Annotated in this window: 1 protein-coding gene, 3 tRNA genes, 3 rRNA genes and 5 pseudogenes; 1 reads left to right on the forward strand and 11 read right to left on the reverse strand. The window is 41.9% G+C overall.

The window, feature by feature from the left end:
* Window positions 1-243: 243 nt before the first annotated feature.
* From comW to STO1_RS09595, 8 genes and pseudogenes are all read right to left on the reverse strand, one after another.
* Window positions 244-477, reverse strand: a complete 234-nt coding sequence (gene comW, locus STO1_RS09945) for a sigma(X)-activator ComW (RefSeq protein ID WP_045616591.1) — start codon at window positions 475-477, stop codon at window positions 244-246.
* A 208-nt stretch (window positions 478-685) separates the two neighbouring features.
* Window positions 686-759: transfer RNA gene (locus STO1_RS09565), tRNA-Asn, on the reverse strand.
* A 5-nt stretch (window positions 760-764) separates the two neighbouring features.
* Window positions 765-880: ribosomal RNA gene (gene rrf / locus STO1_RS09570) — 5S ribosomal RNA — on the reverse strand.
* Between the two features lie 76 nt (window positions 881-956).
* Window positions 957-3,859: ribosomal RNA gene (locus tag STO1_RS09575) — 23S ribosomal RNA — on the reverse strand.
* 122 nt (window positions 3,860-3,981) lie between these two features.
* A tRNA-Ala gene (locus tag STO1_RS09580) sits at window positions 3,982-4,054 on the reverse strand.
* A 51-nt stretch (window positions 4,055-4,105) separates the two neighbouring features.
* A 16S ribosomal RNA gene (locus tag STO1_RS09585) occupies window positions 4,106-5,654 on the reverse strand.
* The 16S, 23S and 5S rRNA genes sit together here with 3 tRNA genes alongside, the layout of an rRNA operon.
* Window positions 5,655-5,897: 243 nt before the next feature.
* Window positions 5,898-5,969 (reverse strand) — tRNA-Glu (locus STO1_RS09590).
* A gap of 109 nt (window positions 5,970-6,078) precedes the next feature.
* A pseudogene (locus STO1_RS09595) lies at window positions 6,079-6,330 on the reverse strand (23S rRNA (uracil-5-)-methyltransferase RumA); the annotation flags it as partial.
* 165 nt (window positions 6,331-6,495) lie between these two features.
* Here STO1_RS09595 and STO1_RS09600 point away from each other — a divergent pair.
* Window positions 6,496-7,822, forward strand: a pseudogene (locus tag STO1_RS09600) (ISL3 family transposase).
* A gap of 124 nt (window positions 7,823-7,946) precedes the next feature.
* Here STO1_RS09600 and STO1_RS10030 read toward each other — a convergent pair.
* The 3 pseudogenes from STO1_RS10030 to STO1_RS09610 all read right to left on the reverse strand — a co-directional run.
* Window positions 7,947-10,535: pseudogene (locus STO1_RS10030) on the reverse strand (Cna B-type domain-containing protein); the annotation flags it as partial.
* A gap of 120 nt (window positions 10,536-10,655) precedes the next feature.
* Window positions 10,656-13,781: pseudogene (locus STO1_RS10035) on the reverse strand (Sgo0707 family adhesin); the annotation flags it as partial.
* 256 nt (window positions 13,782-14,037) lie between these two features.
* Window positions 14,038-14,790 (reverse strand): annotated as a pseudogene (locus STO1_RS09610) (transposase); the annotation flags it as partial.
* Window positions 14,791-14,837: the final 47 nt, after the last annotated feature.

The raw sequence follows: 14,837 nt of genomic DNA on the forward strand, positions 1-14,837 counted from the left end.
GTAAAACTTTGTCTGAGCCGTGTGGCTCTTCCTTTCTCATATACATGGCAGGAGTCTCACCTGCAATTATATCTTACAATTTATTATAAGAAAAAAACACTATTTTATCAAGAAGAAACACTAGAAAAGATTTGGAATTTCTGTAAATTATAAAAATCCTAACCTTAAATTTTAAATAAAATCCTTAAATTCACAAATTCAATGCTGATTATTGTTCGTGATAAATGATATATATGAAACTCACTAGTTTAGAGTAGTGCCTTCTAGCAAGAATTTATCTAAATACAAGCGATAGGCCGTCTGAAAATGATATAAATAAAAGTCTTTAACACTTGTAATTCTAAATCTTATCAAGTAATAAAGTAAAAAACGAAGATGAAGTGATTCCCACTCAGCACGACTCTGACCTAAAGAAGCATATTCTTGTTCAACTAATTTCAAAAAGACAAATGCTCTATCATAAAAATTTTGAAGCATATAAAAAATCCCTTTCTTATTATTAACACTAGTCTAACAAAAATAAGAACTAAAAAAGCTTCAAATCCTATAAAAGTAGAATTTAAAGCTAAACGGACTAAAAATAAAATATAGAGGCATTTATAGATGAAAAAATTAAGTTTTGAATTTTGAGAAGTTTACTTTATTTATAAAATAAAAAACGTTCGATTGAACGTTTCTAATAGTACTCCGCCAGTAGGACTCGAACCTACGACATCATGATTAACAGTCATGCGCTACTACCAACTGAGCTATGGCGGATAAAAGCTAAGCGACTTCCATATCTCACAGGGGGCAACCCCCAACTACTTCCGGCGTTCTAGGGCTTAACTGCTGTGTTCGGCATGGGTACAGGTGTATCTCCTAGGCTATCGTCACTTAACTCTGAGTAATACCTACTCAAAATTGAATATCTATCAAATCTCAAGAAAACCTCACACTTCGTATCCTCAGTTACTTTGGATAAGTCCTCGAGCTATTAGTATTAGTCCGCTACATGTGTCGCCACACTTCCACTTCTAACCTATCTACCTGATCTTCTCTCAGGGCTCTTACTGATATATAATCATGGGAAATCTCATCTTGAGGTGGGTTTCACACTTAGATGCTTTCAGCGTTTATCCCTTCCCTACATAGCTACCCAGCGATGCCTTTGGCAAGACAACTGGTACACCAGCGGTAAGTCCACTCTGGTCCTCTCGTACTAGGAGCAGATCCTTTCAAATTTCCTACGCCCGCGACGGATAGGGACCGAACTGTCTCACGACGTTCTGAACCCAGCTCGCGTGCCGCTTTAATGGGCGAACAGCCCAACCCTTGGGACCGACTACAGCCCCAGGATGCGACGAGCCGACATCGAGGTGCCAAACCTCCCCGTCGATGTGAACTCTTGGGGGAGATAAGCCTGTTATCCCCAGGGTAGCTTTTATCCGTTGAGCGATGGCCCTTCCATACGGAACCACCGGATCACTAAGCCCGACTTTCGTCCCTGCTCGAGTTGTTGCTCTCGCAGTCAAGCTCCCTTATACCTTTACACTCTGCGAATGATTTCCAACCATTCTGAGGGAACCTTTGGGCGCCTCCGTTACCTTTTAGGAGGCGACCGCCCCAGTCAAACTGCCCGTCAGACACTGTCTCCGATAGGGATCACCTATCCGGGTTAGAGTGGCCATAACACAAGGGTAGTATCCCAACAACGTCTCCTTCGAAACTGGCGTCCCGATCTCTTAGACTCCTACCTATCCTGTACATGTGGTACAGACACTCAATATCAAACTGCAGTAAAGCTCCATGGGGTCTTTCCGTCCTGTCGCGGGTAACCTGCATCTTCACAGGTACTAAAATTTCACCGAGTCTCTCGTTGAGACAGTGCCCAAATCATTACGCCTTTCGTGCGGGTCGGAACTTACCCGACAAGGAATTTCGCTACCTTAGGACCGTTATAGTTACGGCCGCCGTTTACTGGGGCTTCAATTCATACCTTCGGATTACTCCTAAGCACTCCTCTTAACCTTCCAGCACCGGGCAGGCGTCACCCCCTATACATCATCTTACGATTTAGCAGAGAGCTGTGTTTTTGATAAACAGTTGCTTGGGCCTATTCACTGCGGCTGACATATGTCAGCACCCCTTCTCCCGAAGTTACGGGGTCATTTTGCCGAGTTCCTTAACGAGAGTTCTCTCGCTCACCTGAGGCTACTCGCCTCGACTACCTGTGTCGGTTTGCGGTACGGGTAGAGTATGTTTAAACGCTAGAAGCTTTTCTTGGCAGTGTGACGTCACTAACTTCGCTACTAAACTTCGCTCCCCATTACAGCTCAATGTTATAGATATAAGCATTTGACTCATATCACACCTCACTGCTTAGACAGACACTTCCATTCGTCTGCTTTAGTTAGCCTACTGCGTCCCTCCATCACTACATACTCTAGTACAGGAATATCAACCTGTTGTCCATCGGATACACCTTTCGGTCTCTCCTTAGGTCCCGACTAACCCAGGGCGGACGAGCCTTCCCCTGGAAACCTTAGTCTTACGGTGGACAGGATTCTCACCTGTCTTTCGCTACTCATACCGGCATTCTCACTTCTATGCGTTCCAGCGCTCCTCACGGTACACCTTCTCCACACATAGAACGCTCTCCTACCATACCTATAAAGGTATCCACAGCTTCGGTAAATTGTTTTAGCCCCGGTACATTTTCGGCGCAGGGTCACTCGACTAGTGAGCTATTACGCACTCTTTGAATGAATAGCTGCTTCTAAGCTAACATCCTAGTTGTCTGTGCAACCCCACATCCTTTTCCACTTAACAATTATTTTGGGACCTTAGCTGGTGGTCTGGGCTGTTTCCCTTTCGACTACGGATCTTAGCACTCGCAGTCTGACTGCCGACCATAATTCTTTGGCATTCGGAGTTTATCTGAGATTGGTAATCCGGGATGGACCCCTCACCCAAACAGTGCTCTACCTCCAAGAATCTCTAATGTCGACGCTAGCCCTAAAGCTATTTCGGAGAGAACCAGCTATCTCCAAGTTCGTTTGGAATTTCTCCGCTACCCACAAGTCATCCAAGCACTTTTCAACGTGCCCTGGTTCGGTCCTCCAGTGCGTCTTACCGCACCTTCAACCTGCTCATGGGTAGGTCACATGGTTTCGGGTCTACGACATGATACTAATGCGCCCTATTCAGACTCGGTTTCCCTACGGCTCCGTCTCTTCAACTTAACCTCGCATCATATCGTAACTCGCCGGTTCATTCTACAAAAGGCACGCTCTCACCCATTAACGGGCTCGAACTTGTTGTAGGCACACGGTTTCAGGTTCTATTTCACTCCCCTCCCGGGGTGCTTTTCACCTTTCCCTCACGGTACTGGTTCACTATCGGTCACTAGGGAGTATTTAGGGTTGGGAGATGGTCCTCCCAGATTCCGACGGGATTTCTCGTGTCCCGCCGTACTCAGGATACTGCTAGGTACAAAGACTATTTTAAATACGAGGCTCTTACTCTCTTTGGCTGATCTTCCCAAATCATTCTTCTATAATCTTTGAGTCCACTTTGCAGTCCTACAACCCCGAAGAGTAAACTCTTCGGTTTGCCCTCCTGCCGTTTCGCTCGCCGCTACTAAGGCAATCGCTTTTGCTTTCTCTTCCTGCAGCTACTTAGATGTTTCAGTTCACTGCGTCTTCCTCCTCACATCCTTAACAGATGTGGGTAACAGGTAGTACCTGTTGGGTTCCCCCATTCGGAAATCCCTGGATCATCGCTTACTTACAGCTACCCAAGGCATATCGTCGTTTGTCACGTCCTTCTTCGGCTCCTAGTGCCAAGGCATCCACCGTGCGCCCTTATTAACTTAACCTTATTTTCTGACCTTTCAGTCATAAACTCTTTTAATACTACAGCGTTTCGGTTTATTTTCTTGTTACTATTTGATATAGATATTCAATTTTCAATGTGCATTACTTGGTGATCTCTCACCAATGGAGCCTAGCGGGATCGAACCGCTGACCTCCTGCGTGCAAAGCAGGCGCTCTCCCAGCTGAGCTAAGGCCCCACAAGACCTCTCAAGACTAAACAAGACCAATGTGCAGTTCCTTATCCTTAGAAAGGAGGTGATCCAGCCGCACCTTCCGATACGGCTACCTTGTTACGACTTCACCCCAATCATCTATCCCACCTTAGGCGGCTGGCTCCTAAAAGGTTACCTCACCGACTTCGGGTGTTACAAACTCTCGTGGTGTGACGGGCGGTGTGTACAAGGCCCGGGAACGTATTCACCGCGGCGTGCTGATCCGCGATTACTAGCGATTCCGACTTCATGTAGGCGAGTTGCAGCCTACAATCCGAACTGAGACTGGCTTTAAGAGATTAGCTTGCCGTCACCGGCTTGCGACTCGTTGTACCAGCCATTGTAGCACGTGTGTAGCCCAGGTCATAAGGGGCATGATGATTTGACGTCATCCCCACCTTCCTCCGGTTTATTACCGGCAGTCTCGCTAGAGTGCCCAACTGAATGATGGCAACTAACAATAGGGGTTGCGCTCGTTGCGGGACTTAACCCAACATCTCACGACACGAGCTGACGACAACCATGCACCACCTGTCACCTCTGTCCCGAAGGAAAACTCTATCTCTAGAGCGGTCAGAGGGATGTCAAGACCTGGTAAGGTTCTTCGCGTTGCTTCGAATTAAACCACATGCTCCACCGCTTGTGCGGGCCCCCGTCAATTCCTTTGAGTTTCAACCTTGCGGTCGTACTCCCCAGGCGGAGTGCTTAATGCGTTAGCTGCGGCACTAAACCCCGGAAAGGGTCTAACACCTAGCACTCATCGTTTACGGCGTGGACTACCAGGGTATCTAATCCTGTTTGCTCCCCACGCTTTCGAGCCTCAGCGTCAGTTACAAGCCAGAGAGCCGCTTTCGCCACCGGTGTTCCTCCATATATCTACGCATTTCACCGCTACACATGGAATTCCACTCTCCCCTCTTGCACTCAAGTTAAACAGTTTCCAAAGCGTACTATGGTTAAGCCACAGCCTTTAACTTCAGACTTATCTAACCGCCTGCGCTCGCTTTACGCCCAATAAATCCGGACAACGCTCGGGACCTACGTATTACCGCGGCTGCTGGCACGTAGTTAGCCGTCCCTTTCTGGTAAGATACCGTCACAGTGTGAACTTTCCACTCTCACACTCGTTCTTCTCTTACAACAGAGCTTTACGATCCGAAAACCTTCTTCACTCACGCGGCGTTGCTCGGTCAGACTTCCGTCCATTGCCGAAGATTCCCTACTGCTGCCTCCCGTAGGAGTCTGGGCCGTGTCTCAGTCCCAGTGTGGCCGATCACCCTCTCAGGTCGGCTATGTATCGTCGCCTTGGTGAGCCGTTACCCCACCAACTAGCTAATACAACGCAGGTCCATCTGGTAGTGATGCATTTGCACCTTTCAATCGATTATCATGCGATAATCCATTTTATGCGGTATTAGCTATCGTTTCCAATAGTTATCCCCCGCTACCAGGCAGGTTACCTACGCGTTACTCACCCGTTCGCAACTCATCCGCTCGGTGCAAGCACCAAGCTTCAGCGTTCTACTTGCATGTATTAGGCACGCCGCCAGCGTTCGTCCTGAGCCAGGATCAAACTCTCATTAAAAGTTTGAGTTCTCACTCATTTCTGTCACTGACAGATTTATTGTTTTTTTCATTGTTCAGTACTACAACATTAGTTGTAGTGCCCTGCACATTGGTTCGTCTTGTTCAGTTTTCAAAGGTCTTTGTCACTCAATCTCTCTCAAGCGACAACTATATTAGTATATCACAGCTAACTCTCTCTGTCAACAGTTTTTTGAAACTTTTTTGAACTTTTTTCATCAAGTGTTCCATCCGCAATATACCATAGTCCGTACGGGATTCGAACCCGTGTTACCGCCGTGAAAAGGCGGTGTCTTAACCCCTTGACCAACGGACCTGAGCTTTTCAACTCTTTCTATTATACCTACTTTCCCTACTTTGTCAAGAACTTTTTGAGAATAGCTTCATTTTTTTATTTTAGCATCTATCTTTTATAACCGGATACCTTATTTTACACTCTTCTTAATCAACTTCACGACTGCTTCTGTCCGTGCAGTGTGGGGAAACATATCAACTGACTGGATATACTGGAGATCATAAACTTTTACCAGTTTAACCAAATCTCGCGCCAAGGTCGAAACATTGCAAGAAACATAAACCATTTTTTCCGGTACATAGGTTAGGATGGCATCTAATAACTTGTCATCTAATCCCGTTCGAGGAGGGTCGACTATCAAGACATTCGCTCGGTAGCCATCACTTTAGAACAAAAAAATAGAGGTCGAACCTCTCTAAATTTAGGCTCTATAATTTCTGTAGTGGGTAAAACCACTGTAGGAATTATGGAGTCTATTTTGTTGTAGAAAAAAGGCCCATAAGACCTATAATGAAAAAGTGACCAAACCCTCATTAGAAAGAATCTTATGGAACAATTAAATTTTATCACAAACATACTTGGAATTAATGACAAAAATATTATTATCTTAGATTATCTTGATACTGGAACGAATAAAGAAGTCATTGCTAAGCTCGATTATCCTGCCTCTAAATGTCTCAACTGTCAAGGACAAATGGCTAAATATGACTTTCAAATAGAATCCAAAATCCCCTACCTCGAATGTGCTGGCTACAAGACTCTCATTCGATTGAGAAAACGCCGTTTCCGCTGTAAAGACTGTGGAAAAATAGCCGTCTCAGAGACTTCCTTAGTCAAGAAGAATCACCAGATCGCAACCATCGTCAAACAGAAAATCACTCAAAAATTGATTGAGAAAGTCCCTATGACAGCTATCTCCGAAAGTTTATCTGTCTCCACTTCGACAGTCATTCGTCAGTTACATAAATTCAAATTTAAGACTGATCTTAACCACCTTCCAGAACACATGAGTTGGGATGTGGAAACAGTCAGGGAAGTGACTGTTTCAATCGGGAGATGAAGATGAGCTTCATTGCGCAAGATTTTGATAATCTCAATATCATCGCTGTTCTTGAGAGAAGAACACAAGCTGTTATCCGAAATCTCTTTCTTCGCTATGAGCGAGCCGTTCGCTGTCAGGTAAAAATCATTACGATGGATATGTTTAGCCCTTACTATGACTTAGCTAGACAACTTCGCTTTCGAATTTCTAGGCTCAGGCTGAAACAGTCTCCCAGACTGTTTCACTCCCAAACGCTAAAATCGTTCTCGATTGCTTTCATATTATCCAGCATCTCAGTCGAGCAATGAATCGCGTACGCATCCAAATTATGAATCAGTTTGATAGAAGACCGCACGAATATAAAGCACTGAAACGTTACTGGAAACTCATTCAACAGGATAACTATACGCTGAGCAGTAAACGATTTTATCGTCCAACATTTCAGTCGCATTTAACCAATAAAGAGATTCTCGAAAAACTTCTCTCTTACTCTCAAGATCTTAGAGATCGCTATGAACTCTATCAGCTTTTACTCTTTCATTTTCAAGAGAAGCACGATGACTATTTCTTCGAATTGATCACAGGGTCCATTTCTTCTGTCAATCCAATCTTCCAGACCATTTTTAGGACCTTTTTGAGAGATCAGGATAAGATCATTAATGCACTTGTACTTCCCTACTCAAACGCAAAACTTGAGGCCACAGATATCCTCATCAAAGTCATTAAGCGAAATGCTTTTGGCTTCCGGAACTTTGAAAATTTTAAAACGAGAATTCTCATTGCTTTTAATATCAAAAAGGAGAGAACCAATTTGGTCCTCTCCAGGTTGTGACTTTTTATCAACCCACTACAGTTGACAAAGAGCCGATAAAAAATAGTCCAGAACAAATGTTCTGGACTATTTCCTTTCCAATTACTTCCTAAGAACTAACTGAAAATTAACTCTCTTTTAGAGATTATTTATTTTTACGGCTTACAAAGTACAATCCACCAGTCACTGCTATCAAAGCAAGTCCTGCAACTACTGCTGCGTTAGATGCTTTTTCACCAGTATTAGGAAGTTGAGGTTTTGGACCTGGTTTTCCTGGTTCATTTGGTTTACCTGGTGTTGGTTTTTCTGGAGTATGTATATTTGTAACATTCATGCCATCTTCTTTTGCTGTGTACCCATTCACAGTACCAACTTCTTTGACAGTGTACTCGATTGGTTTACCATTTGCGTAACGATCAAGGTCTGTAAACTCGAAGGCCCACTCGTTGTCTGATAGAGCAGTTGCCTTTGTAACAGTTACAGTCTTACCAGTTTCTTTACCGTTGGCAAGAAGTGCTACAGTAATTGAGTCTGGACGAATACCGTCTTTGTTATTAGCATCATCCCAGATCTTCTTACCTTTTACAGTAATTTTCTCTGGTGTATGTTCGTTAGTAATCGTATACTTACCGTCTTTTTCTGGAGTAATTGTTGTTTCGTATGATGCAACAGCCACTTCTTTGACAGTGTACTTGATTTCTTGACCATTCTCATACTTAGGAAGTTTCTTAGATTCGAACTTCCAGCCAGTTTTTTCTGATACTTCAATCTCTTGAACGACTTCTTTATCGTTTTTAAGAATTTGAACTTTCACAGATGTTGTACGTTTGCCGTCTTGGTTGTTGTTATCTTTCCAAACCTTAGTTCCTGAAAGGATAACTGTATCTGGATTGTGAGTGTTAGTCACTACTTGACCAGTTACAGAGGCTTCATAACCAGCTGGTACATCCACTTCCTTGATTGAGTAAGTGATTTCTTTACCAGCTTCGTATTGTGGAATATTTGTGAAGGATGCTACCCAAGTGTTGGCATCTGTCTTATCCTTAGCTGTCAAGGTCAATTTCTTACCTTCAACGGCTACTGGATCAGCATCTCCTACTTTTTTATAAAGTTGAACCGTTACTGACTCAGGACGTTTACCGTCTTGGTTGTTCGCATCGTTCCATACTTTTGTTACTTTGTAGTCGATTGCTTTAGGAGCATATTTGTTTGTGATGGTAAAGTCTGTAATCGTAGATTCGTATTCTGCTACGGCTTCTTCCGTTACAGTGTATTTGATTTCTTTACCATCTTTATATTTTGCTAATTTCGTGAATTCGACAGTCCAAGTTCCGTCTGCGGCTGCTTGAACTTCTTTCGAATCAACTTTCTGACCGTCTGCTAAAAGATTGATTGTAATCTTAGTTGGACGTTTGCCGTCTTGGTTATTCGCGTCATCCCAGTTCTTAGTTGCTTTAATGTCAACTGTTTCTGGTGAATAGCTATTTGTGATTGTGAATCCTGATGCAGCGTCACCAGTAACCTTAGAAGTGTAACCAGGAACAGTTACTTCTACTACAGTGTACTGGATAGGTGTACCGCCCTTATCAGCATCAAGATCTGTGAAGCTTCCAGCCCAACCGTTTGCGGCATTAAGTTCAAGTGTTTTACCAGTATCTTGACCATCTGCAAGCAATTTAACTGTGACAGAAGTTGGACGTTTACCATCTTGGTTGTCCTTATCATCCCATGCTTTCTTCACAGAAACTTGAGTTTTGGCTGGTGTGTATTTGTTTGTAAATACAAGATCTTTTGCTTCTTTTGAAGCTGTTGCTTTCAATTCAGTTGCGCTTACTTTTTCAACCGTTACTTCAACTTCTTGAACTGTCTTATCGTAAGTGATGCCTGTTTCAGTTCCAGCAACTTCTGAGATAGTGTACTTGTGAGTTCCCACTTGGCTCTCATCATATGAGATTGGTGAGAAGGTCACTGTTCCGTCGGCAGCGTTTGTCACTGTTTCAACAACAGTTCCGTCTTCTTTCTTCAATTCGAAACTGTATTTACCAGCTTCAAGATTTTTACCTTCAAGAACTTTCTTAGCTCCAAGAGTTACACTTGTAGCTCCTGCTGGAGTGTATTTGTTTGTAAATACAAGATCGTTCGCTTCTTTTGAAGCAGTTGCTTTCAATTCAGTCGCGCTTACTTTCTCAACCGTTACTTCAACTTCTTGAACTGTCTTATCGTAAGTGATCCCTGTTTCAGTTCCAGCAACTTCTGAGATGGTGTACTTGTGAGTTCCCACTTGACTCTCATCATATGAGATTGGTGAGAAGGCCACTGTTCCGTCGGCAGCGTTTGTAACTGTTTCAAGCTCTTTGTCGCCTTCTTTCAGAACAAAGCTGTATTTACCAGCTTCAAGATCTTTACCTTCAAGAACTTTCTTAGCTCCAAGAGTTACACTTGTAGCCCCTGCTGGAGTGTAAGTGTTCTCGAATGCTTTTTCATCGTCGTAAGTAACAGTTGCTTCAAGGGCACCTTTACCATTGTCCGCTACAGTAACTGTAGCAGTGATTGTTTTTGTGTCGTACGTGATGCCTGTAGCAGTTCCAGTTTTTTCAGCAATCTTGTAAGTGAAAGTTCCAGCTTTATCGAATTCCAAGGCTGAGAACTTAACGTTTCCATCTTTGTCATTCTTGACTGTTTCTTTCACGTTACCATCTTGGTCTGTCAAAGTAAATTCAAACTCATCGGCTTTCAACTCACGACCAGTAAGTGTTTTCTTAACTGCAAGAGTAGCTGAAGTTTTTGAAGCTCCGTAGCTGTTGTTAAATTCTTTGTCCGCTGGGTATGTTACGTTAGCAGTAAGATTTCCTTCACCATCGTCTGTAACTTCTACTATGACTTTAACTTCGAGACTATCGTATGTTACACCGTCAATAGTTTGTCCAGCATTTGTTTCAACGATAGTGTACTTGTATGTACCAGCTTTAGTGTATTCGATTGGTGCAAATACGACCTTACCATCAGCAGTGTTCTTCACTTTTTGAACTTCTGAGCCATCTTCGTCATTCTTCAAGACAAACTCAAACTCATCAGCTTTCAAGGTACGACCTAAAAGGGCTTTTGTCACTTCAAGACTAGCTGAAGTTTTCTTAGTTGTGTATGTGTTGTTAAAGGTTTGGTTATTATCCTTATAACTAGTTTTGGCTTTAAGTTGGCCAGAACCGTCATCCGTTACTTCAATAGTTGCAGTAACTTGATGTGTGTCATAGGAAATACCACCTAGATTCCCTTTTGTTTCGCTAATAGTGTAAACATAAGTACCCGTCTTAGTAAACTCTAAAGCTCTGAAGTTTACTTGGCCATCGGCTGTGTTTTTCACCGTTTCAACAGTCTTGCCGGCTTTGTCTTTCAAGACAAATTCAAACTCGCCTGCCTTTAGCTCGCGACCAGTCAGCTTCTTAGTTACAGAAAGAGGAACGTTCACTGGCTTGGCTGTATATTTATTTTTAAAGACAAGCGCTTCTGGACTTCTAGTGATGGTTGCTGTTAGTTTACGTCCAAACGCTTTCTCAACTTTGATTTTGACTTTAAATTCTGTCTTGTCATAAGTTACTCCAGCTTCTTTTTCGTTATCTGCTGGAATGACCTCACGGACAACATAGTCGTGTTCTCCGACTTCATCTTCATTAAAGGTAAGAGGAGTGAAGGTGATACTACCATCCTGCTTATTGGTAACTGTCTCTACTTCCTGCTCAGTGCCATTTGTAACTTTGAAAAGTTTAAACTGATACTTATTCGCCTCAAGTGGCTTCCCTTCTAATACTTTCTCAGCAACAAGTGGAACTTGAATAGGGTCAGCAGGAATATATGTATTGGTGATAGTGAAGCCAGTGTTGGCATCACCTGCGATCTCACTCTTAAAGTCTTCTACTGGAACTTCTTTTACAGTGTAGTGGATCTTACCGCCATCTGCATTATACTTCGGCAAATCTGTGAACTCACCTGACCAGTTGGTTGCGGCAGTTAACTCAACTTTTTTCTCACTCTCTTTACCATCAATAACTAGTTTAACTATTACCGAATTTTTCTCAGGTCCATTCCACTTTTTATTAACTTTTACTGTAACTTTTTCTGTATTCGTATTTGTAACGATAAAGCCTTTATCTACATCCCCAGTTATCTTACTATCATAGTTGTTAACTTTTACTTCAGCTAAAGAATATTTGTACTCATGACCGTCCTCAAGGCTGTACTTCAACAATTTGTCAAAAGTATATGACCAGCCTGTAGTTTTATCTAAGGTTACCGTGTGATCTGCATCATTCACTACCTTGCCGTCAACCAAAATGTTAAAAGTTGCGGACTCAGCTGCTGGACCAATCCACTTTTTCTCAATCGAAATCTTCTTATAAGCCTTTAGAACCCAAATACCAATAAAGTGTACATCTGCACCATCAATGGTCTTTTCTTTTTCTGTGTACCCCTTGAAAACCCATGTTCCTTCTGGAACGGTGACTTCCGTTTGCTTGGGCTGATCTGGTGTTACGGTTGTCCCATTTGGAATTTTTGATACTTTAGGTGGTGTTAGATCAGTTACCTCTTTAGGTAGAGACATTCCTGGAGTTCCGCTTTGGAACTCATGTGTTTTATTGTAAAGGAGAGTTGTTTTGACCTTATTAGAAGGGACTAGGACATTATCAACTTTCAATGTTACGGTATTTTCGATAACACCCGATGTTTTCTGCTCTACTTTTTCATTTGTTACCGTATTATATGTAACTTTTATCGTATCAGCTCCACTTGCTCGCTGAAGATACTTTTCTGCCATTTTAACAGTAACGGTCTGTCCTGATACAGTAACAGTGTAATCCGTATGTTCCGTCAAAACCTTGCCATCTGCTTCGACTTTAAGGTCTTGATAGGTTAGTCGTTCATCAAATGTATCAATCAAATCTAAGCTGTCAAGTGAGCCAATAACATCTTTTCCGGGTGTCGGTACCTTGAAAGTTCCTGTATAAGTGATCTTCTGTCCTTTTTTAGCTGGAGCTTGTGTGGGGTCAACCGTTTTAACTGGTGCCGGAATCTTTCCTTCTACAAAAAGTCCAAATACTGCTGAGCAGTAGGCAGTTGACTGGTAGCCAAATTCTAAACTATTGTTAACCGAACGAACAGCTAGACCACCAACATTGTAGGAAGCATCGCCGTCTGTTCCTTTAGTAGCTCGCCAAATTGTTTTGTCGCCACTTACTTCTTTTTTGAGAGCATTTGCGGTATTCATTACCGTCTTATCTACTTGGGATGTATAGTTTTTAATATAGAATGATTCTGTCCCGTCAACAGTCACATCCACATCAGATGGGACCATTACAAGCTTCAAATCCGTATTTGATCCGTCTGAATATTTCAGCTCGGCCGTTACATCTGCGTCAATCCAATAGGCATGGTCAATTATATCATTATGGGCTGCATCCACATATGGGATATTTCCAAGTTCAAATGCCCCATTTTCCCAAATCTCTGAAACATTAAAAAACTGGACATTTTTCTTAGTAGGATCCTTCAGTGATGCTTCACCTAGTGTTGTATTATTATAATGAACTGTCACACGATTAATGGTTAGATAAGCATCAACCTTTTTTCCATAAACCTCACCAACATTTGAAAATTTTAATTTTAAAGGTTGTTCAAATACTTGAGTGCTTTTATTGGTTTTATCAACTTTGAGGGTAAAATTCTCCATAGGTTTATGATAAATCTGACCACTTAAAGATTGGTAGTAAGGATTATTCAATCGTGCTTGATTAACAGCATTCGATTTTGAAATTACCTCCATATTATTCACATTTAAGTTAAATTTATATGTATCTAAATGTGCAAGGTCAGTATTATCTTTAATTTCTTGCACAGCAAAAAAACTTTTAATCGGTAATAAAAGGAATGTTAGAATAAGACATAGCATTCCAATAATAATCTTTTTATATTTAGTTTTGAATTTCATTGTCACTCCTAAAATATTTACAGCAAAAAATGATACCTAAGATTATTGTAACAGTAAAAATAATTTTAAGCAATAAGTTTGTTACTAAAAAGGTTAATCTTTTCAAATTTTATTAAATAAAAATATATCTACAGCATTTTTGCTAATTTAGCTTTGGATACAGATTAATAATCCTCTCAACATCCCGTATGTTTGACCTAGTTCTTGATAATCTCTAAAAGCTGTTACGCCCTTCAAATGTCTCCTGATAGTTCTAATATTTTTCAGCACGTACTGAAAAATCATCCTTGACTTTACGAAGGACTTTCTTGAGTTTCCGACGCTGGGTTTTACGTTCATCCTTTCCTTTAACGGGTGTCTCCTCCATGTCTTGGTTCAGTTTTTCCAATTCTTCTTCAAGGACTTGAGCGAACTCGGTCAACTGTTCTGAGGTAATCGATTCTTTTTCATCCAGCGCAATCGCCTGATGGATCAGGGGAGTGATTTCTTCTTGAAAATAGGCCTGTATCTGTTCTTGAAGTTTGGCGGAAAACTTGTCCGTTGCCTTTTTCCACACGAAACTATACTTGTTGGCGTTGGCTTCAATCTTCGTCCCGTCAATAAACAAGCAATCTAAGGTCACTAACTCTTCCATTTTTAAACGAAGATTGAGGTCGATGAACAGATCACGAATGAGTTCTTCCATCCCTTCAGCGATACGAAAACGATTGATAGTACGATAGCTGACAACCAACTGTCCTGTTAGGTACTGCATAGCGAGATTTTCAATCATCATTTTTTCAATTTTTCGACCAGAGAAGATCCCTTGTGAATAGGCAAATAGAAGAGTAGACACAAGCATTTTAGGGTGATAAGACGGGCGACCAAAGGCATGATAGAAGGTTTGGAAGTGACTATCCTCCAAGGTATTCACCACTTTTTCAATCGTAAAGACAAGATGGTCTTGTGGCAAGAAAGAACTGATTTCTAGTGGTAAAGTTGTTTGATTTGTGTTATAGTGAACATGCATGGGATAGCCTTTCTAAATGGTTTATTAAGCAATTCTATTTTACCAAG

It is taken from the genome of Streptococcus oralis subsp. tigurinus, from assembly GCF_002356415.1.
GTDB lineage: Bacteria > Bacillota > Bacilli > Lactobacillales > Streptococcaceae > Streptococcus > Streptococcus oralis_F.